At 64.5% G+C, this 19,465-nt stretch carries 16 protein-coding genes and 1 tRNA gene; 14 read left to right on the top strand and 3 right to left on the bottom strand.

Annotated features, from left to right (window positions below):
• Positions 1 to 48 precede the first annotated feature (48 nt).
• From ACEN9O_RS06520 to ACEN9O_RS06480, 9 genes are all read left to right on the top strand, one after another.
• Positions 49 to 1,125, top strand: coding sequence for a pilus assembly protein PilM (locus ACEN9O_RS06520; RefSeq protein WP_495616809.1), 1,077 nt, complete (start codon positions 49 to 51; stop codon positions 1,123 to 1,125).
• Positions 1,125 to 1,769, top strand: coding sequence for a PilN domain-containing protein (locus ACEN9O_RS06515; RefSeq protein WP_495616808.1), 645 nt, complete (start codon positions 1,125 to 1,127; stop codon positions 1,767 to 1,769). Before ACEN9O_RS06520 ends, ACEN9O_RS06515 begins: the two co-directional genes overlap by 1 nt.
• 2 nt (positions 1,770 to 1,771) lie before the next feature.
• Positions 1,772 to 2,440 carry a type IV pilus inner membrane component PilO gene (locus tag ACEN9O_RS06510; RefSeq protein ID WP_495616807.1) on the top strand — a complete coding sequence of 223 codons (669 nt, stop codon included), beginning with the start codon at positions 1,772 to 1,774 and terminating at the stop codon, positions 2,438 to 2,440.
• A complete protein-coding gene (locus ACEN9O_RS06505; protein ID WP_495616806.1) occupies positions 2,437 to 2,982 on the top strand; it encodes a pilus assembly protein PilP in 546 nt (181 codons plus the stop codon). The genes ACEN9O_RS06510 and ACEN9O_RS06505 overlap by 4 nt, the downstream gene beginning before the upstream one ends.
• A complete protein-coding gene (locus ACEN9O_RS06500) occupies positions 2,979 to 5,165 on the top strand; it encodes a type IV pilus secretin PilQ (protein WP_495616805.1) in 2,187 nt (728 codons plus the stop codon). Before ACEN9O_RS06505 ends, ACEN9O_RS06500 begins: the two co-directional genes overlap by 4 nt.
• A 74-nt stretch (positions 5,166 to 5,239) precedes the next feature.
• The gene (locus ACEN9O_RS06495; RefSeq protein ID WP_495616804.1) at positions 5,240 to 7,429 is read left to right on the top strand and encodes a beta strand repeat-containing protein; all 2,190 of its coding nucleotides are present in this window, start codon (positions 5,240 to 5,242) and stop codon (positions 7,427 to 7,429) included.
• 5 nt (positions 7,430 to 7,434) lie between these two features.
• Positions 7,435 to 9,078 (top strand): bifunctional shikimate kinase/3-dehydroquinate synthase AroKB, encoded by a 1,644-nt coding sequence (gene aroKB / locus ACEN9O_RS06490; RefSeq protein WP_495616803.1) that lies wholly within the window; start codon positions 7,435 to 7,437, stop codon positions 9,076 to 9,078.
• Positions 9,079 to 9,090: 12 nt separating this feature from the next.
• Positions 9,091 to 10,227, top strand: a complete 1,137-nt coding sequence (locus ACEN9O_RS06485; RefSeq protein ID WP_495616802.1) for a deoxyguanosinetriphosphate triphosphohydrolase — start codon at positions 9,091 to 9,093, stop codon at positions 10,225 to 10,227.
• 55 nt (positions 10,228 to 10,282) lie between these two features.
• Positions 10,283 to 10,672, top strand: a complete 390-nt coding sequence (locus ACEN9O_RS06480) for a hypothetical protein (protein WP_495616801.1) — start codon at positions 10,283 to 10,285, stop codon at positions 10,670 to 10,672.
• On the opposite strand, the gene mutY is transcribed toward ACEN9O_RS06480, so the two are convergent.
• The 3 genes from mutY to mutM are packed head-to-tail and all read right to left on the bottom strand — an operon-like array spanning position 10,669 to position 14,587.
• The gene (gene mutY / locus ACEN9O_RS06475) at positions 10,669 to 11,799 is read right to left on the bottom strand and encodes an A/G-specific adenine glycosylase (protein ID WP_495616800.1); all 1,131 of its coding nucleotides are present in this window, start codon (positions 11,797 to 11,799) and stop codon (positions 10,669 to 10,671) included. The genes ACEN9O_RS06480 and mutY overlap by 4 nt on opposite strands.
• Before the next feature lie 14 nt (positions 11,800 to 11,813).
• Positions 11,814 to 13,742, bottom strand: a complete 1,929-nt coding sequence (locus ACEN9O_RS06470) for a dynamin family protein (RefSeq protein ID WP_495618433.1) — start codon at positions 13,740 to 13,742, stop codon at positions 11,814 to 11,816.
• Positions 13,743 to 13,753: 11 nt separating this feature from the next.
• On the bottom strand, positions 13,754 to 14,587 hold the full coding sequence (gene mutM, locus ACEN9O_RS06465; protein WP_495616799.1) for a bifunctional DNA-formamidopyrimidine glycosylase/DNA-(apurinic or apyrimidinic site) lyase: 834 nt from the start codon (positions 14,585 to 14,587) through the stop codon (positions 13,754 to 13,756).
• A gap of 146 nt (positions 14,588 to 14,733) precedes the next feature.
• Between mutM and ACEN9O_RS06460 the strand changes: the two genes are divergently transcribed.
• The 5 genes from ACEN9O_RS06460 (at position 14,734) to ACEN9O_RS06440 (ending at position 19,304) form a co-directional block, all read left to right on the top strand.
• A complete protein-coding gene (locus ACEN9O_RS06460; RefSeq protein ID WP_495616798.1) occupies positions 14,734 to 16,515 on the top strand; it encodes a tetratricopeptide repeat protein in 1,782 nt (593 codons plus the stop codon).
• A gap of 10 nt (positions 16,516 to 16,525) precedes the next feature.
• On the top strand, positions 16,526 to 17,149 hold the full coding sequence (locus ACEN9O_RS06455; RefSeq protein ID WP_495616797.1) for an outer membrane lipoprotein LolB: 624 nt from the start codon (positions 16,526 to 16,528) through the stop codon (positions 17,147 to 17,149).
• 8 nt (positions 17,150 to 17,157) lie between these two features.
• A complete protein-coding gene (ispE, locus tag ACEN9O_RS06450; protein ID WP_495616796.1) occupies positions 17,158 to 18,036 on the top strand; it encodes a 4-(cytidine 5'-diphospho)-2-C-methyl-D-erythritol kinase in 879 nt (292 codons plus the stop codon).
• A 76-nt stretch (positions 18,037 to 18,112) separates the two neighbouring features.
• Positions 18,113 to 18,189, top strand: a tRNA-Gln gene (locus tag ACEN9O_RS06445).
• A gap of 164 nt (positions 18,190 to 18,353) precedes the next feature.
• Positions 18,354 to 19,304: a ribose-phosphate pyrophosphokinase gene (locus ACEN9O_RS06440; protein ID WP_026334886.1), complete on the top strand. Its 951-nt coding sequence runs from the start codon at positions 18,354 to 18,356 to the stop codon at positions 19,302 to 19,304.
• Positions 19,305 to 19,465 lie beyond the last annotated feature (161 nt).

Here is a 19,465-nt window from a genome sequence, read left to right as displayed (position 1 = left end):
TCGGCGGCAAAGAAACGCAGGCGCCAGCCATGGCACCGGGGGGCTCGTATGATAGATCTCAAGGTCTTGCTGGGGCAGGGTAACGCGCCGCTGGTGGGCATCGACATCAGCACCTCCAGCGTGCGCCTGGTCGAGCTGGCGCAGGGCGGCAAGGGCGAATACCGGCTGGAGCGCTACGCCGCCGAACCGCTGCCGCGCGGCGCCGTGGTGGACGGCAATATCGAAAACCTGGACCAGGTGGTCGATGCCGTGCGCCGGGTCTGGAAGAAAAGCGGCACCCGCACCAAGCTGGTGGCGCTGGGCATGCCGCCAGCTTCCGTGATCACCAAGAAAATCATCCTGCCGGCCGGCATGTCGGAAGACCAGCTGGAAGTGCAGGTCGAATCCGAGGCCAGCCAGTACATCCCGTTCGCGCTTGACGAGGTCAGCCTGGACTTCGACGTCATCGGCCCGGCCGCCAATTCGCCGGAGGACATCGAGGTGATGCTGGCCGCCTCGCGCCGCGAAAAGGTCGAGGACCGCGTCGCCATCGCCGAGGCGTCCGGCCTCAAGGCCACCGTGATGGACATCGAATCCTACGCCGCCCGCGCCGCGCTGGACCGCGTGACGGCCCAGCTGCCCGAGGCGGGCGCCGGCCAGGTGGTGGCGCTGTTCCAGATCGGCGCCCAGGTCACCCACATCTCGGTGATGCTGGACGGCGTCACCGTGTACGAGCGCGAGCAGCCATTCGGCGGCAACGCCCTGACCCAGGACATCGTGCGCGCCTACGGCATGAGCTTTGACGAGGCCGAGACCCGCAAGAAATCCGGCGACCTGCCCGACAACTACCACGCCGAGCTGCTGTCGCCGTTCCTGGAAAGCGCGGCGCTGGAAGTGACTCGGGCGATCCAGTTCTTCTACACCTCCACGCCGTACACGCGGGTCGACCAGCTGTTCCTGGCCGGCGGCTGCGCGCTGCTGCCAGGCCTGCTGGAACTGGTGGCCAGCCGCACCAAGATCTCCAGCGCCGTGATCTCGCCGTTCAAGGGCATGCAGCTGGGCGCCTCGGTGCGCGAATCGCAGCTGCGCAGCGACGCCCCGGCCTACCTGGTCGCCTGCGGCCTGGCCCTGCGGAGGTTCGGCTGATGATTAAAATTAACCTGCTGCCGCACCGCGAGGAAAAGCGCAAACAGAAAAAGGCGGCCTTCTACGCGCTGCTGGCGCTGGGCGCCATCGTCGGCGTCGGCGTGGTGCTGCTGGTGGGCGGCTACAACGCCCGCGAAATCTCCATCCAGAACGAGCGCAACCACGTCATCAAGGAAGCCATTTCCGGCCTCGACAAGAAGATCGCCGAGATCGCCACACTGAAGCAGGAAATCGAAGCGCTGAAGGCGCGCCAGCAGGCCGTGGAGGATTTGCAGGGCGACCGCAACCAGCCGGTCTACCTGCTCGATGAACTGGTCAAGCAGATCCCGGCCGGCGTCTACCTCAAGGGCTTCAAGCAGGAAGGCCAGAAGATCTCGATCGGCGGTTACGCGCAGTCGCAGGAGCGGGTCTCCGAACTGCTGGGCAACCTGGCCGGCGTCTCGCCGTGGCTGGAGCGGCCGGAGCTGATCGATGTGAAGTCGACCGGACTGGGCCAGGGCAAGACCGCCAAGAAGGTGGTGGAATTCAACCTGTCGGTCAACATCAAGCGTCCGCGCGACAAGGACGCTGCCGCCACCGGCGCCAAGGGCAAGGGCGCGCAGCCCGGCGACGCCGCGCCGGCCAAGAGCCAGGAGCGGGGATAACCATGGCCAAGCTGAATCTCAATCTGATGGGCGCGCAACTGGCCGACCAGTTCCGCAACCTCGGCGGCCGCCATCCGGGCCAGTGGCCGCTGGCGCCGCGCGTGCTGTGCAGCGTCGGCGTGATGGCGGCGGTGGCGGTGGCCGGCTATTTCGGCTACTGGAGCTCGCAGTTCGACGAACAGGAGGCCGGCGCCCAGGCCGAGCTCAAGCTGCGCAGCGAGTACCAGGTCAAGACCGCGCAGGCGGTCAACCTGGAAGCGCTGCGGGCGCAGAAAATGCAGGTCGACCAGTACGTCGAGCGCCTGCAGAAGCAGCTGCCGAGCAAGGCCGAGATGGATGCGCTGCTCAAGGACATCGGCCGCGCCGGCACCGGCAGCGGCCTGCAGTTCGAGTCCTTCACGCCGGCGCCGGTGGTGGTCAAGGATTACTACGCCGAGCTGCCGATCAACATCAAGGTCACCGGCAGCTACCACGACATCGGCGCCTTTGCCGGCAACATGGCCAACCTGTCGCGCATCGTCACGCTCAACAACATGAGCCTGAACACCGGCAAGGACGGCGTGCTGACCCTGGAGGCGGTGGTCAAGACCTTCCGCTACCTCGACCCCGAGGAGGTCAGCGCCCAGCGCAAGGCCGCCGCCGACAAGAAAAAGGCGGCGAAAAAATCATGAGAACCCTGATACCCGCGATGCTGCTGGCTCCCGTGCTGGCGCTGCTGTCCGGCTGCGGCGACAGCGACGTGCAGGAAGTGCGCGCCTGGATGAAGCAGGTCGACTCCCAGGCCAAGGTGGCGGTGCCGCCGCTGGCCGAGCCCAAGACCTTCATTCCCTTCGCCTACGCCCAGGCCGATGCGATCGATCCCTTCAATCCCAACAAGCTGCTGGCCGAGCTGGCCAAGGCCTCGGCCAAGGGCAACAACGGCATCCGGCCGGATCTGGAACGGCGCAAGGAATTGCTGGAGAGCTTCCCGCTCGACACCGTCAAGATGGTCGGCACGGTGCAGCAGAAAGGCGTGCTGTACGGGTTGCTGCAGGTCGACCGCAATCTGCACCATGTCGTGGTGGGCCAGCATGTGGGGCAGAATTTCGGCCTGATCACCGCCATCAGCGACAACAGCGTGAGCGTCAAGGAAATCGTACAGGATGCGGGCGGCGATTGGGTCGAACGCATGTCCAAGTTGGAACTGCAGGAAAGCAAGGAGAACACCAAATGACCGCTCACATCACGCCCCGGCGCGCCCTGGCCGTCGCCAGCTGGATGCCGGTGCTCGCTTTTGCCTTCGCCATGCAACTGGCCGGCGTGGTCCGCGCCCAGGGCGCGCCGGAGGCGCCGCCGGCCAACGCCATCGAAGCGATCACCGCCAACCAGCAGGGTTCCAACGTGATCGTCAAGATCGCGCTCAAGCACGCGCCCGAGAAACTGCCGATCGGCTTTGCCATCACCAATCCGCCGCGCATCGCGCTGGACTTCGGTGCCACCTCCAACGCCACCGGCAAGACCGTGCAGGAGATGAGCCTGGGCGACCTGCGCGGCATCAACGTGGTGCAGGCCGGCGAACGCTCGCGCCTGGTGTTCAACCTGAAGCGCAGCCTGAACTACGCCACCGCCATCGACGGCAACGCCGTGATCCTGACCATCGACGGCTCCGGCGGCCTGGCCCAGGCGGTCGACGCCCGGGGCTTGCCGGTCGCCGCCGCGCAGCCGGCCGCGCCGGCCGGACGCCAGCTCCTGCGCGACATGGACTTCCGCCGCGGCGCCAACGGCGAAGGCCGGGTCGTGGTCGACCTGCCCAACAGCCAGGTGGCGGTCGACGTGCGCCAGACCCCGACCGGGGTGGTGGTCGACTTCCTCAAGACCGGCGTGCCGGAAAGCCTGCGGCGCCGGCTCGACGTCAGCGACTTCGGCACCCCGGTGGCGCTGGTCACCACCGTGCCGCAGGGCGACAACACGCGCATGACGATCGAGGCGCGCGGCCTGTGGGAACAGACCGTCTACCAGAGCGATACCCAGCTGGTGATCGACGTCAAGCCGATCAAGGAAGACCCGAACAAGCTGACCCAGGGCACCCAGGGCTACCGCGGCGAGAAGCTGTCCTTCAACTTCCAGAACGTCGAAGTGCGCGCGGCCCTGCAGGCGATCGCCGACATTTCCGGCCTGAACATCATCACCAGCGACAGCGTCAGCGGCAACCTGACCCTGCGCCTGAAGGAGGTGCCGTGGGACCAGGCGCTGGACGTGGTGTTGCAGGCCAAGGGCCTGGACATGCGCAAGAACGGCTCGGTGCTGTGGATCGCGCCCAAGGAGGAACTGCTGACCAAGGAAAAGCTGGAGCTGGAGCAGCGCGCCCAGATCGCCGACCTTGAGCCCTTGAAATCCGAGATCTTCCAGCTGAACTACCAGAAGGCCGACGCCTTCAAGACCGTGTTCGGGCTGGAGGGCGGCGACACCAAGAACCGCATCCTGTCCAAGCGCGGCAGCGCCATCATCGAGCCGCGCACCAACCAGCTGTTCGTCACCGACATCGCCTCCAAGCTGGACGACATCCGCAAGCTGATCGCCAAGACCGACATCGCCTCCAAGCAGGTGCTGATCGAGGCCCGCATCGTCGAGGCCAGCGACACCTTCACCCGCAACCTCGGCGCCAAGCTGGGCTTTGCCGACCTGCGCACCCAGCGCGGCGGCGACTCCGGCTACCAGATCGGCACCAGCAACACCCGGGTCGCGGTCGGCGGCAACATCAACGGCGTGGGCGAGGTGACCGGCCAGATCAAGGCCAGCGACGCCAGCTACAGCAACAGCCAGTTCATCAACCTGCCTGCCGGCGCCATCGGCGGCGCCCAGGCCGGCAACCTGGCGGTCAGCCTGTTCTCGTCGGCCGCCAACCGCTTCCTCAACCTGGAACTGTCCGCGATCGAGGCGGACGGCACCGGCAAGATCATCTCCAGCCCGCGCGTGATCACGGCCGACAAGGCGATCGCGCTGATCGAGCAGGGCATCGAGCTGCCCTACCAGGTGGCCACCAGCAGCGGCGCCACCTCGATCATGTTCCGCAAGGCCAACCTGCGGCTGGAGGTGACGCCACAGATCACGCCGGACGGCAACGTCGTCATCGACGTCGACGTCAACAAGGACAGCGTCGGCCAGGAAACCCGCGCCGGCTTCGCCATCGACACCAAGCACGTCAAGACCCAGGTCATGGTCGAGAACGGCGGCACAGTGGTGCTGGGCGGGATCTACCAGCAGACCGAGCGCAACACCACCGACAAGGTGCCGCTGCTGGGCGATGTGCCGGTGCTTGGCTATCTGTTCCGCAGCAACAGCCGCACCAACGACAAGACGGAATTGCTGGTCTTTATCACGCCGAAGATCGTCGCCGAGCGACTGTCGACGCGCTAGGCCGCGGCAACGCAAGCTCACGCATCAAGCTCACGCATCACGCTCCATTTTACGAACACTGAGGAATTCGCATCATGAAAAAAATCACCGGATGGCTGGCCCTGCTGGCATGCGCCAGTGTCTTGTCCGCCTGTGGCGGCGGCGGCGGTTCGGCCGGCGCCAACGGCAACGGCGTGACGCCGTCCAAGGCGGCCAGCGTGGTGCTGACCGCCAGCGCGAACACCATCGCCTCGTCCGGCCTGGACGGCACCGAGGTGACGCTGACGGCCATCGTCAAGGACGCCGGCGGCAATGCGCTGCAGGGTGAGACGGTCAACTTCACCGCCAGCTCCGGCACCATCAGCAGCACCAACCGCATCACCAGCAACTCCGGCCAGGTGGTGGAAAAGCTCAGCGTCAAGGGCGACTCCACTCCCCGCACCATCACCATCACCGCCAGCGCCAACGGCGGCGCGGTCAAGTCCGGCGAGATCAAGATCGACGTGGTCAGCGCCGTGCCCAGCCTGACGTTGACCACCTCGTCCGGCACGCTGGCCTCGGTCGGCACGCCCGGCAATGAAGTCGATGTGATCGTGCTGGTGCGCGACTCCAACAACGCCGCGATGGCCGGCGTGACGGTCGACCTCAAGGCCAACTCGGGCACCCTGTCGGTGACCAACCGGGTCTCCAACTCCCTGGGCGTGGTGACCGAGAAGCTCGGCACCGGCGGCGATCCCACCTCGCGCGAGATCAAGGTCACCGCCAGCGCGCCGGGCGCGACGCCAGTGACCACCGTGGTCAACGTGGCCGGCAACAAGCTGACCATCAACGCCCAGCCGACCATCAATGTCGGCTCCAGCGCCGACGTCACCCTCAAGCTGGTCGATTCGGCCGGCAACGGCCTGAGCGGCAAAGCCGTGACCTTTGGCTCCAACTCCAACTCGCTGACCGTCAAGGGCGGCGGCGCGGCCATCACCAATTCGGCCGGCCAGCTGGTGCTGACCTACGCGGCGTCCGGCGGCACGGCCGACCAGATCACCGTGCGCGCCGGCGGCGAAATGGCCACGGTCGGCATCGTCATCAATTCCTCGACCTTCGCGATCAAGGTGCTCGACCTCAGCGGCAAGGTGGAAACCGTGGCCGACATCGGTGGCTGCCAGCAGGTCGCCGTGACCGGCGGCCCGGATGGCAACGTCACGATCAACACCTCGCGCGGCGATGTGTACAGCGATTCCAAATGCACCACCAAGCTCGGCGGATCGCTGCCATTGAGTGGCGGCGCCGCCACCGCCTATGTCAACGCCAGCGGCCCTGGCGTGGCCACGCTGACGGCCACCTCCGGCCTGCTCAACACCCAGACCGACCTGGAGTTTGTCGCGCCGCTGACCGATGTCGCCACCATCTCGGTGCAGGCCGATCCGGCCGTGATCGGCGTCAACCCGCTCGGTATCACGTCCCAGCAGACCACACTGCGCGCCGTGGTGCGTGACGGCACCGCGCTCAACAACGTGGTCAAGAACGCCACCGTGGCCTTCACCATCGTGGCCGATCCGAGCGGCGGCACCCTGACCCAGCCCAACGTGGTGACCACCGGCGCCGATGGCGCGGCCACCGTCAGCTTCGTGGCCGGCAGCAACCCGTCCGCGCTCAATGGCGTGCAGGTGCAGGCCAAGCTGGTGGGCGGTTCCAGGGCCAGCGCCATCGCCAGCCTGACGGTAGCGCAGAAATCGCTGTTCATCAGCGCCGGCACGGGCAATACCGTGATCATTCCGCCCAACACCACCACGCTGTACCAGCTCGACTACTCCATCCTGGTGACCGACGCCGCCGGCAACGCGGTGCCGGGCGTGAAGCTGACCGCGTCGGTGCTGCCGTTGAGCTACTTCAAGGGCGCCATGTACTTCCCTGAGCCGCAGGGCCCATGGCAGCCGGCCACCCACCTGGGCTGCGCCAACGAGGATCTCAATGGCAACGGCATCCTGGACGCCGGCGAGGATGTCAACGGCGACAACGCGCTCACCCCGGGCATCCCCGTCACCGTCACGACCAACGTCACCACCGACGCCAAGGGCCAGGCCCTGGTCTCGCTGACCTACGCCAAGGACAACGCCTATTGGCTCGATCTGAACCTGACGGTGCGCGGCCAGGCAAACGGCACCGAGTCTTCCTACACGGCTCTGGTACACTTGCCGGGCGCCGGGCTCGATTACGCGACGAAAACAGTGCAGCCACCGGGTGTCACCAGCCCGTACGGCACCTCAACCTCGTGTAGCAACTCTAAATAACGTTCATGCCTAATGTGTTTCTAGTCGGCCTGATGGGGGCAGGAAAAACCACCATCGGCCGCATCCTGGCCCGCAAGCTGGGTTTGCGTTTCATCGATTCCGACCACGAGATCGAGGCCCGTACCGGCGCCTCGATCCCGTGGATTTTTGAAATTGAGGGCGAACAGAGCTTCCGCCGGCGGGAGGCGGACGTGATCCGCGAGCTGACCGCCCAGCCCGAGCTGGTGCTGGCCACCGGCGGCGGCGCCATCCTGAACCCGGACAACCGCGCCTACCTGAAGTCGCGCGGCACCGTGATCTACCTGCGCGCCACCGTCAACAGCATCCTGCAGCGCACCGCGCACGACAAGAACCGGCCGCTGCTGCAAACCGCCGATCCGCGCAAAAAGCTCGAGGAATTGATGGCGGTGCGTGATCCTTTGTACATGGAAATTGCCGATATCATCATCGATACCGGCCGACCTAACGTACAATCGATGGTTCAATCCATCCTGACCCAGCTGGAGACCCGGGCTTGCGAAGCCTCGCCCAACTGCGTCACACAAGCCGAACCAACGATGAACGAAGAATCCACCATCCTGTTAAACGTCGAGCTGGGCGAGCGCAGCTATCCCATCTCGATCGGCCCGGCGCTGCTGCAAGACAGCGCGCTGCTGGCCCGTCACGTGCACGGCGACAAGGTCGCCGTCGTCACCAACACCACCATCGCGCCGCTGTACCTGGAGCGCGTCGAGGCCGGCTTGCGCCAGGCCGGCAAGCAGGTCACGACCATCGTGCTGCCGGACGGCGAGGAGCACAAGAACTGGTCCAGCCTGATGCTGATCTTCGACGCGCTGCTGGCCGCCAAGGCCGACCGCAAGACCACGCTGGTCGCCCTGGGCGGCGGCGTCATCGGCGACCTGACCGGCTACGCGGCCGCCAGCTATATGCGCGGCGTCGACTTCATCCAGGTGCCGACCACCTTGCTGTCGCAGGTCGATTCCTCGGTGGGCGGCAAGACCGGCATCAACCACCCGCTGGGCAAGAACATGATAGGCGCCTTCCACCAGCCGCGCGCGGTGATCGCCGACACCTCGACCCTGGAAACCCTGCCGGCGCGCGAGCTGTCGGCCGGCCTGGCCGAGGTGATCAAGCACGGCGCCATCATCGACGCCGCCTTCTTTGACTGGATCGAGGCCAACATCGGCAAGCTGATGGCGCGCGACAAGGGCGCGCTGGCCTACGCCATCGCCCGTTCGTGCGAGATCAAGGCCGACGTGGTGCGCCAGGACGAACGCGAAGGCGGCCTGCGCGCCATCCTGAATTTCGGCCACACCTTCGGCCACGCCATCGAGAACGGCCTGGGCTACGGCGAATGGCTGCACGGCGAGGCCGTCGGCTGCGGCATGGTGATGGCGGCCGACCTGTCGCACCGCATGGGCCTGGTCGACGAGGCCACCGTGGCGCGCATGCGCGCGCTGGTGACGGCGGCCGGCCTGCCGGTCAAGGCGCCCGACCTGGGCGTCGAGCGCTGGCTGGAGCTGATGGAAGTGGACAAGAAGAACGAGGGCGGCGCCATCAAGTTCATCCTGATCAAACCGCTGGGCGCGCCAAGCATCACCAACGCGCCCCGGGAGCTGCTGCTGGCCACGCTGGCGGCCTGCGTTTAAGCGGAGGCCGCCATGCTGCCCGACGAATTCCTTGCCCCGTACGCGGCCCATTCGGCGGGCGGGGTGGGGCGCCGCTTTGAAGAGACGGCGCACGCCTCGCGCAGCCAGTTCCAGCGCGACCGCGACCGCATCATCCATTCCTCGGCCTTCCGCCGGCTGGAATACAAGACCCAGGTGTTCCTTAACCACGAGGGCGACCTGTTCCGCACCCGGCTGACGCACAGCCTGGAGGTGGCGCAGGTCGGCCGTTCGCTGGCGCGCAACCTGCGCCTGAACGAGGACCTGGTGGAAGCCATCTCGCTGGCGCACGACCTGGGCCACACGCCGTTCGGCCACGTCGGCCAGGACGTGCTCAACGAATGCATGAAGGACCACGGCGGCTTCGAGCACAACCTGCAAAGCCTGCGTGTGGTCGACGAGCTGGAAGAACACTACGGCGCCTACAACGGCCTGAACCTGATGTTCGAAACCCGCGAAGGCATCCTCAAGCACTGCTCGCTGAACAATGCGCGCCTGCTGGGGCCGGTGGCGCAGCGCTTCATCGACCGCACCCAGCCGTCGCTGGAGGCGCAGCTGACCAACCTCGCCGACGAGATCGCCTACAACAGCCACGATATCGACGACGGCCTGCGTTCCGGCCTGATCACCATTGAGCAGCTGGAGCAGGTGGACTTCTTTGCGCGGCTGTGGCGCGATGTGCAGGTGACGTTCCCGGGCCTGTCGGGCCGGCGCGCGATCTACGAGACCTTGCGCCGCCTGATCACCGCGCTGGCCGACGACCTGATCGTCACCTCCAGCGCCTTGCTGGCCGACGCCGCGCCCAAGAGTCTGGACGAGGTGCGGGCCGCGCCGCCGCTGATCCGCTTTTCCGATCCGATGCGCAAGGACGCGACCGAGCTCAAGCGCTTCCTGCGCGAGAATCTCTACCGTCACTACAAGGTCAACCGCATGCGGGTGAAGGCCAGCCGCATCGTGCGCGAGCTGTACCAGGCCTTCATGGCCGAGCCGGTGCTGCTGCCGCCGGACTACCAGGAGCTATCGGGCGACGTCGGCAAGCAGGCGCGCAAGATCGCCGACTACATCGCCGGCATGACCGACCGCTACGCCATTCGCGAACACCGCCGGCTGTTCTCGCTTGAGGAGCTTTGAGACGGCTCAATCGTGCGGTCTTGAGCAACAACGGTGATCGGCGCATGATCGCTCGATGGACGAGCAAATCACCCAACTGGATCGGCGATTGACCTCTGTGGAGGTTGAGGTCGCTTCGCTCGTGGCGGAAGGCGCGGCTGCGCGTTCGCAGTATGCCACGAAGGAAGACTTGGCCAAGCTGGATGCACGAGTTGCCATCATCCAGGCCAATTACGTGACCAAAGAAGACCTTGCCGCGCTCGACTACAAGCTCAGCGCGCGAATTGGCGTGTCGGAAGCCAAGATCAGCGGCGACATCGCCGCCCTGGACTGCAAACAAAGCGCGGACATAGCGTCGCTGAGGTTGCAGTTGGCCGAACTGGGACTGCGCCTGGTGCGATGGCTGATCGCCACCGTCATTACGACTTCCGGCGTGGTGGTGGCGGCCGTTAAACTCTGGCCTTAGAACATCCTTTGCTGCGCGGCTTTGCTGTCGCCTACCAACTCCAATAGCAGTTTCTTGATCGGCGCGGGTAGCGGGGCGTCGGGGATTTTGGCGGTGTCGTACCAGACGTGGCCGGACTCGGCAGCCATCGCCAGCCGCCTCGCCAAAGTCACGCGGTAGGGCGCGATGTGCAGCTTGTAGTGCGTGAACACATGCGTCACCGTCGATAGCCGCTCGTGCGATTCCATCTCGCCGAATTTGCCGACCGCCAGCATCAGCGCATCGTCATCGGCTGCCTCCACCTCATCGTCCTCGGCCAGCAGATGGCCATTCAGCTCGGGCAGCGATAACAAACCGCCCCATATTCCGCTTGGCGGACGCTGTTCCAGCAGCACCTGGCCGCCGTCGATAATCGCCAGCATCACCGCGTGCTTTTCCGGGCTGGCCTTCTTCGGCTTGCGCACCGGCAGATCCTTGGTGCGGTTGGTGGCATAGGCCACGCAGCGCGGCTGCATCGGGCACCGTTCGCACGCAGGACTGCTGCGCGTGCACAGCGTCGCGCCCATGTCCATCAAGCCCTGCGTGTACGATTCGATGCCTTGCTCCGGCAGCAGCGCCTCAGCACGACGCCACATCGCCTCCTCGGTCTTGCGCTCGCCGGGATAGCTGTCGATGCCGAACACGCGCGCGAACACGCGCTTGACGTTGCCGTCCATGATGGCCGCCCGCGTGCCGCTGGAAAACGCCGAGATCGCCGCCGCCGTCGAGCGGCCTATGCCGGGTAGGTCCGCCAGCAGCAAGGGATCGGAAGGGAACACGCCGTCATACTCCGCCACCACGCGTTGCGCGCACTTGTGCAGGTTGCGCGCCCGCGTGTAGTAGCCCAGGCCGCTCCACTGCGCCATCACATCCTCGACCGGCGCCGCGGCCAAATCGCGCAGGGTAGGGAAGCGCTCCAGGAAGCGCGCGTAGTAGCCCAGCACCGCCGACACCTGCGTCTGCTGCAACATGATTTCCGACAGCCAGATCAGATACGCATCGCGCGTGTTCTGCCACGGCAGCACATGGCGTCCATGTACTTTCTGCCAGCCGATCAGATCGGCCGAGAAACTGGGATCTGCAAAATTCTCACCTGCTACAACCTTCATTCTGTTCCTATGCTTTAAGCGGCGGCGTCCAGCGCCACGAATTCCGCGTTGATGGCGATGCTGATCTGGCCCGCCAGTTCATTCAGCCGCGCCTTCTGCTCTTCCAGCTCCTGCTGGCTGCCTTCGAACGCGTCGATTTTCTGTTCCAGGCTGTCGGTCGCATCGTGGATGCGCTGGATCGACGCCAGCCGGTGTTTCAACTGATCCTTATGCTGACGGATCTGCGCCTCCAGCGGCGCCATGATCACCTTCAGCCACGCCTCCGCGTCGTTGTTGGCGGCGCGGAAGCAGCCGCGCACGCGCGAGGCGATGGTGTCGAAGAACTTCTCCATCAACACCACGCGGCTGGTGGTCAGCAAGGTCGCCGTGCCGAACTGCTTGTAGTAGATCGCCTCGATGGACGCGATCTCCTCGCGGTAATGCTCCAGCGAGAACGGCATCGGCAGCGCCAGGGTCAGACCGTGCTCGCTGGAGAAGCGGCGGTACATCACGCCCATCATCTCGCTGATCTCCACCGTCTTGTGCTCGGCCGCGTCGAGGCTGGCGCGGATGCGTTCGAAGTAATTGCGCACCGCTTCGCGCACGCCGGTGAAGAAGCGGCTGCGCTGCATCTCCTGGCGTACCAGTTCGATATCGTCGCGCACGATGTCCATGCCCATGCACGTGTACAGCTCGGTGGACAAGCGCGTGAACACGGCGCGCGTGGCCTGCAGCTTGAACAGGCTGGCGTCGAACTCCTTCTTCTCCACGTCGATGCGGCGCATCATGTGGGCGACCACGCTCTGGTTCTTGCCGCGCAGGCTCTTCAACTCGTGCAGCTGCTCGACGATGCCGCGGCTGCGCGCGTTCACCATCCCCAGTTGCGCCGTGCTCAGCGCCTGCAGTTCCTCGCTCAGCTGCTTGCGCACGATTTCCTTCTTGGCCGGGATCAGCTCGTTGAACAGCGCGCCTTCCAGCGTCTGCAGGCGGCTGCGCTCCAGCAGCGCCTGGTCCTGCGTGATCTTGGCCACCAGCGCCTTCTGCGCCGACACCGGAAACACCTGGCGCGGCTCCAGCGCCAGCACGTGCGCCACGTTGGCTTGCTGGCGCTCGATCTCGACGTTGATCTCGGCCTCGCTGCGCAGCTCGTCCCACATGCTGTCGATCTTGTTGAGCACCACCAGCCGGCCGGCGCCGGCGCCGATGTGGTTGCGCCAGACTTCGATATCGCTCTTGGTCACGCCGGTGTCGGCCGCCAGGATAAACAGCACCGCGTGCGCGTTCGGGATCAGGTTCAGCGTCAGCTCCGGCTCGGTGCCGATGGCGTTCAGGCCCGGCGTGTCGAGAATTACCAGGCCTTGCTTCAGCAGCGGATGCGGGAAGTTGATGATCGCGTGGCGCCACAGCGAAATCTCGACCATGCCGGCCTCGTCCAGCGTGACCGGCATGTCGGGATCGTCCTCGTCATACAGGCCGTAGCGTTTGGCTTCCTCCACCGGCACATGGCGCGTCATGCTGACCTGCTTGAAGACCTCGTGCATGTCGGCGCCCGCGTCCAGGTTCAGCGGCAGCACGGTCCAGGCGGCGGGCTGGTCGCGGTAGTCGCTGGTGGACAGGTTCTCGGCCCGCGTCTCGATGGGCAGCAGCCGGATCGACGGCGCGAAGCTGGCGTCGTACATCAGTTCGGTCGGGCACATGGTGGTGCGGCCGGCGGCGGACGGCAGGATGCGCTGGCCGTAGTCGGCAAAGAAAATGGCGTTGATCAGCTCCGATTTGCCGCGCGAGAATTCGGCGACAAAGGCCACCGACAATTTATCGTCGGCCAGCCGCGCCAGCGTGCGCACGATGCGCTGGTCGGTGGCGGCGTCGGTCAGGGACGCCTCAGCCACCCACGATTGATAATTTTTCAACGCGGTGACGACGCCTTGCCGCCACGCGCTGTATTGCTCGAAATCCCTGACCATCATGTCTGCCCTTATTTTTGGCAATTCACGCAGTAGAACGTGGACCGCTGTCCCTGCTTGATCTGTCGTATCGGCGCCGCGCACACCTTGCAGGGTACGCCTGCACGATCATAGACGAAATAGGTCTGCTGGAAATACCCCGATTGTCCGTTGACGCTAATAAAATCGCGCAGCGTGCTGCCGCCCTGGACGATGGCTTCGGCCAGGATTTCGCGCACGGCCTGCGCCAGCTTCTCGTAGCGCGCCAGGCTGATGCGCTTGGCCGGCGTCTTCGGGTTGATGCCGGCGCGGAACAAGCTTTCCGACGCATAAATATTGCCAACGCCGACAACGATATCGCCCGCCAGCAGCACCTGCTTGACGGGCGCGCTGCGCTGCCGGGTTTGATCGTACAGCAATTTGCCGGTGAAGCCCGCTTCGAGCGGCTCCACGCCCAGTTCGCGCAGCAGCACGTGGTGCTCCAGCAAGCCGTCGGCGGCGTCGTGCCACAGTACAGCGCCGAAGCGGCGCGGGTCCTTCATGCGCAGCACGCGCAGGCCGTCCGGGGTTTCGACCACGAGATCAAAATGATCATGTTTTTCCGGTTCGATATCGGATGGCATGATGCGCAGGTGGCCCGACATGCCGAGGTGGATGATCAGCGTGCCATGGTCGAAATGCACCAGCAGGTATTTGCCGCGGCGGCCGGTGCGCAGCACCTGGTGGCCGGCCAGCAGCTGCGGCAGCTGCGCCGGGAACGGCCAGCGCAAGCCTTCGCGGCGCAGCACCACCTGATGCACGGTGCGGCCCTCGATATGCGGCGCGACGCCGCGCCGGGTCACTTCTACTTCTGGTAATTCTGGCATCTGGTTCGCAAACAGTCGAAATAATGGGGGCGCCAACTCTGGCTGCGGCGGAATATTTGGTTACACTAGTCAAAAGACGCAATCGCTGTGTTGAGCGTAAAATCCGATAGCATCTGTACCTTTTTCCGACTTGCCAGGATCTTCCCTTGAAAAACGCTTTCGCCATTGTAACCCTCTTTGCCTTGCTGTCCGCGTGCGCTGTTGCGCCGCAAAAAGAGGCCGAGTCCACCGCCGCGGCGCCTGCCGATGTGGCTGCGGAGAGCCCTGAGCCGGTCGCCATGGCGGCGGCGCCGGCCGGGGAAGCGTTGCCCAACGTCGAGCTGACCGGCGACATGCTGTTCCGCATCACCAAGGCCGAGCTGGAATTCAAGCAGGGACAGTGGCAGGGCGCCTACATCACCATGCTGGCGCTGGCGCAGCAGACGCGCGATCCGCGCCTGGCGCGCCGCGCCGCCGAAATGGCGCTGACCGCCAAGCAGGGCCCGGAAGCGCTGTCGGCCATCCGGTTGTGGCGCGGCCTGGCGCCGGACTCGGACGAGGCCATCCAGTACTTCCTCGGCTTCGCCGTCGTCAACGACGACCTGAGCGAGGCGGAGCAGATCTTTGTCGCACGCCTGAAGGCCGCGCCGGTGCAGACGCGTCCGCTGGCCATGTTCCAGATGCAGCAATTCCTGCTGCGCGCCAAGGACAAGGCCGCCGCCTTCGCGCTGGAAGACCGCGTGCTGGCGCCCTACGGCGGCCAGCTGGAAAGCCATCTGATCCTGGCCCAGGGCGCCTTCGCGCTGGGCGACAACGACCGCGCCCGCAGCGAGGCCGAACAGGCGCTGCGCATCAAGCCCGATTCCGAGCTGGCCATCCTGACCACGGCGCAAGTGGCCGGCGACATCGACGGCGCGCTGAAGGTGCTGTCGACCTTCCTGGACCAGTATCCGAAATCGCGTGAAGTGCGCGCCGCCTACGCCCGCATCCTGGCCGACGCCAAGCAGACCGACGCTGCGCGCAAGCAGTTCCTGATCCTGCTGAAAGACCAGCCGGACAATATGGCCACGCTGTACGCGCTGGGCGTGATGGCGATGCAGTCCAATGACATCCCGAACGCGGAAAAATACTTCACCGACTTCGTCAAGGTCCTGGCCGATCATCCGAGCGACGAGCGCGACCCGTCCAAGGTGCTGATGATACTGTCGCAGATCGCCGAGCAGCGCAACGACTTCGACGCCGCCTACAACTGGCTGGACAAGGTCGACGGCGCCGATGAAAAAATCTACCTGGCCGCGCGCATGAAGATGGCGCAGCTGACGGCCCGCAAAGGCAATATCGACGAGGCCCGCAAGCAGCTGGCCGAGCTGAAGCCGACCGAGGCCGTCGACCAGGCGCAGGTCTTCCAGGCCGACGCGCAGATCCTGCGCGACGCCGGCGACAACCGTGCCGCCTACGCGGTGCTGGAAAACGCCGTCAAGCGCTATCCGGACAATCCCGACCTGCTGTACGACTTCGCGCTGATCGCCGAGAAGCTGGGCCAGGTGGAGCTGATGGAAAAGGCGCTGCGCCAGGTGATGATCGCCGCGCCCGACAACCAGCACGCCTACAACGCGCTGGGCTACTCGCTGGCCGAGCGCAACGAGCGCCTGCCGGAAGCGTACTCGCTGATCGACAAGGCCATGAAGATGGCGCCGGGCGATCCCTTCATCATGGACAGCATGGGCTGGGTGCAGTACCGCATGGGCAACCTGAACGAAGCGGAAACCTTGCTGCGCCGCGCCTATGCCTTGCGCGGCGATCCTGAAATCGCGGTGCACCTGGGCGAGGTGTTGTTCGTCAAGGGCGACAAGACCGGCGCCCAGCAGATGTGGCAGGAAGCGCAAACCAAAGATCCGAAAAACGACGCGCTGAAAAGCACGCTCGCCCGTTTGAACCAAAGCCTGTAAGCGATACCTGATGACCTTATTCAACCTCCGCCGCCGCGCGCCAGCCGCCATGCTGGCCGCCGCGCTGGCGGCTTCCGTGCTGGCCGGCTGCGCCACCACCTCCGCACCGCGTTCGGCCGCCGTGGTCGCGCCTTACCGCGACAGCATCGAACTGGGCGGCGGCATCGCCATCAACTACATCAAGGACGGCAAGCGCGAATCGGCGACCCTCAGTTTCACCTGGCATCAGACCAAGGCCGCCACCGAAGTCACCCTGATCTCGCCTACCCGCCAGATCCTCGCCATCATCAGCGTCGAGCCGGGTTTGGCCACGTTGAAGCAAAGCGGCAAGGAGCCGCGCACCGCGCCCGACCTCGACAGCCTGACCACGCAAATGCTGGGCTGGACGCTGCCGGTGTCCGGCCTGCGCGAATGGCTGCAAGGCTACGCCACCGACGCCAGCGGCAAGCGCTTCGTTGCCTCGCCGGCCAACGACACGGTGGTCACGCGCGACGGCTGGAAAGTCGAATACGCCACGTGGCAAGACGACAAGGCCGCCGTGCCGCAACCGAAACGCATCGACCTCACGCGTCTGGGCGCAGGGCAGGTGGATGAGCTGACGATACGCATCGCCATCCGTCCTGGCACGGAATAAACAGCACCATGAACTCTCTGAAGAATTGCCCGGCTCCGGCCAAGCTCAACCTTTTCCTGCACGTGAACGGCCGCCGCGCCGACGGCTACCATTTGCTGCAGACCGTATTCCAGCTGATCGACCACGGCGACACGCTGCATTTCGAACTGCGCGACGACCATCAGATCCGCCGCGTGACCGACCTGCCCGGCGTGCCGGAAGAGAGCGACCTGATCATCCGCGCCGCGCGGCTGCTGCAGGCCGAGGTGCTGCGCCGCACTGGCGCGCTGCCGCGCGGCGTGGACATCGCCATCGACAAGATCCTGCCCATGGGCGGCGGCCTGGGGGGCGGCTCGTCCGACGCGGCCACCACGCTGATGGCATTGAACCATTTGTGGCAGGCCGGTCTAAGCAAGGAAGAGTTGATGGCGCTGGGCCTGCCGCTGGGCGCGGACATCCCCTTTTTTATCTTCGGCCAGACCGCCTTTGCCGAAGGCGTAGGGGAGGCCATGCAGCCGGTTAAAGCGCCGGATTGTTGGTATGTCGTCATCGAACCGGGCGTCGCGGTACCCACCGCTGCAATTTTTTGCTCAGAACATTTGACAAGGGATACTCCGGTCGTCATAATAACGGACTTTTCCAGCTACCTCGAAAATCGAATCGGTTTAAAAGGGTTTGGAAAGAACGACTTGCAGCAAGTGGCAACGAAGTTATTCCCGCCGGTGGCAGAGGCGATAGAATGGCTCAGCGCTTACGGTGATGCCAGGATGACTGGCTCCGGTGCTTGTGTGTTCAGTGCGGTAGCAACCGAGGCAGAAGCGGATGCGGTACTTGCAAAAGTGCCGGCGAAGTGGAAGGCCTGGAAAGCAAAAGCGCTGGATCGCCACCCAATCATCGAAAAGTTGTGAGGCGGTAAAAAAATTTGGCTTAGCGTGAAAATGGCTGTAAAATACCGGCCATGTAACGACAAGCAGTCAGTTGCGTAGGGGAATCGCCAAGCTGGTTAAGGCACTGGATTTTGATTCCAGCATACCAAGGTTCGAATCCTTGTTCCCCTGCCATTCGTTTGTATCTGGACCCGTCGAGGCGCAAGCTGTCTCCGGCCAGATAGAGCAAAGATGGCATCGCCCCAGCGCGAACCATTCACTAAGTTCTAAGTACAGCGTCACGCGGCTTCCGCTGGCGACTTTTCAAAAATTTTCATCGACTATCTCTGGGACTCCCAATGGCTTTCGAAAACCTGATGGTTTTTACCGGCAACGCTAATCCTGCATTGGCAGAAGGAGTCGCTAAAAATCTCGGCATCCCTCTCGGCAAGGCAAACGTTTCGAAATTCTCGGACGGCGAAGTGATGGTTGAGATTAACGAAAACGTCCGCGGTAAAGACGTCTTCGTTCTGCAATCGACTTGTGCTCCAACCAACGACAGCCTGATGGAGTTGATCCTGATGGTCGACGCCCTGAAACGCGCGTCCGCTGGCCGTATCACCGCAGCCATTCCTTACTTCGGCTATGCCCGTCAAGACCGCCGTCCGCGTTCGGCGCGTGTTGCGATCTCGGCCAAAGTGGTCGCCAACATGCTGGAAGAAGCGGGCGTCGAGCGCGTCCTGATCATGGATCTGCACGCAGACCAGATCCAGGGCTTCTTCGATATCCCGGTTGACAATATTTACGCTTCGCCAATTCTGCTGGGCGACCTGCAGAAGAAGAACTACCAGGATCTGCTGGTGGTATCGCCGGACGTCGGCGGTGTGGTACGTGCGCGCGCCCTGGCAAAACGCCTGGGCTGCGACCTGGCCATCATCGACAAGCGTCGTCCGAAGGCCAACGTGTCGGAAGTGATGAACATCATCGGTGAAGTTGAAGGCCGCAACTGCGTGATCATGGATGACATGGTCGACACCGCAGGTACCCTGGTCAAGGCTGCCGAAGTGCTGAAAGAGCGCGGCGCGAAGAAAGTCATCGCGTATTGCACGCACCCAGTGCTGTCCGGCCCGGCAATCGAACGCATCACCAATTCGTCGCTGGACGAGCTGGTCGTGACCGACACGATACCGCTGTCCGACGCGGCCAAGGCTTGCGGCAAGATCCGTCAGCTGACCTGCGCACCGCTGCTGGCAGAAACGTTCAAACGCATCATCAAGGGCGATTCCGTGATCTCCCTGTTTATCGACTGAGATAAACGATTTAGTCAGTTTTAACGGCGCGACAAGCGAAAGATGCTTGTCGCGCCGTTGTACTTCCCGGTTTCATGAGCGCAGTCAGCTCATTTTCGAAGCACCCTGGTCGCGGGGGCTTCATAACACGGGGCGCGAGCCCTGTTATTTTTGGAGTTACA

Source organism: Duganella sp. Dugasp78 (assembly GCF_059491455.1).
Note: the sequence above shows the minus strand (reverse complement) of the source record. Positions and strands in the feature narration are given on the sequence as shown.

Coding starts and splice junctions, on each gene's coding strand:
- ACEN9O_RS06520 (WP_495616809.1), top strand. CDS start 49: ATGATAGATCTCAAGGTCTTGCTGGGGCAGGGTAACGCGCCGCTGGTG.
- ACEN9O_RS06515 (WP_495616808.1), top strand. CDS start 1,125: ATGATTAAAATTAACCTGCTGCCGCACCGCGAGGAAAAGCGCAAACAG.
- ACEN9O_RS06510 (WP_495616807.1), top strand. CDS start 1,772: ATGGCCAAGCTGAATCTCAATCTGATGGGCGCGCAACTGGCCGACCAG.
- ACEN9O_RS06505 (WP_495616806.1), top strand. CDS start 2,437: ATGAGAACCCTGATACCCGCGATGCTGCTGGCTCCCGTGCTGGCGCTG.
- ACEN9O_RS06500 (WP_495616805.1), top strand. CDS start 2,979: ATGACCGCTCACATCACGCCCCGGCGCGCCCTGGCCGTCGCCAGCTGG.
- ACEN9O_RS06495 (WP_495616804.1), top strand. CDS start 5,240: ATGAAAAAAATCACCGGATGGCTGGCCCTGCTGGCATGCGCCAGTGTC.
- aroKB (WP_495616803.1), top strand. CDS start 7,435: ATGCCTAATGTGTTTCTAGTCGGCCTGATGGGGGCAGGAAAAACCACC.
- ACEN9O_RS06485 (WP_495616802.1), top strand. CDS start 9,091: ATGCTGCCCGACGAATTCCTTGCCCCGTACGCGGCCCATTCGGCGGGC.
- ACEN9O_RS06480 (WP_495616801.1), top strand. CDS start 10,283: ATGGACGAGCAAATCACCCAACTGGATCGGCGATTGACCTCTGTGGAG.
- mutY (WP_495616800.1), bottom strand. CDS start 11,799: ATGAAGGTTGTAGCAGGTGAGAATTTTGCAGATCCCAGTTTCTCGGCC.
- ACEN9O_RS06470 (WP_495618433.1), bottom strand. CDS start 13,742: ATGGTCAGGGATTTCGAGCAATACAGCGCGTGGCGGCAAGGCGTCGTC.
- mutM (WP_495616799.1), bottom strand. CDS start 14,587: ATGCCAGAATTACCAGAAGTAGAAGTGACCCGGCGCGGCGTCGCGCCG.
- ACEN9O_RS06455 (WP_495616797.1), top strand. CDS start 16,526: ATGACCTTATTCAACCTCCGCCGCCGCGCGCCAGCCGCCATGCTGGCC.
- ispE (WP_495616796.1), top strand. CDS start 17,158: ATGAACTCTCTGAAGAATTGCCCGGCTCCGGCCAAGCTCAACCTTTTC.
- ACEN9O_RS06440 (WP_026334886.1), top strand. CDS start 18,354: ATGGCTTTCGAAAACCTGATGGTTTTTACCGGCAACGCTAATCCTGCA.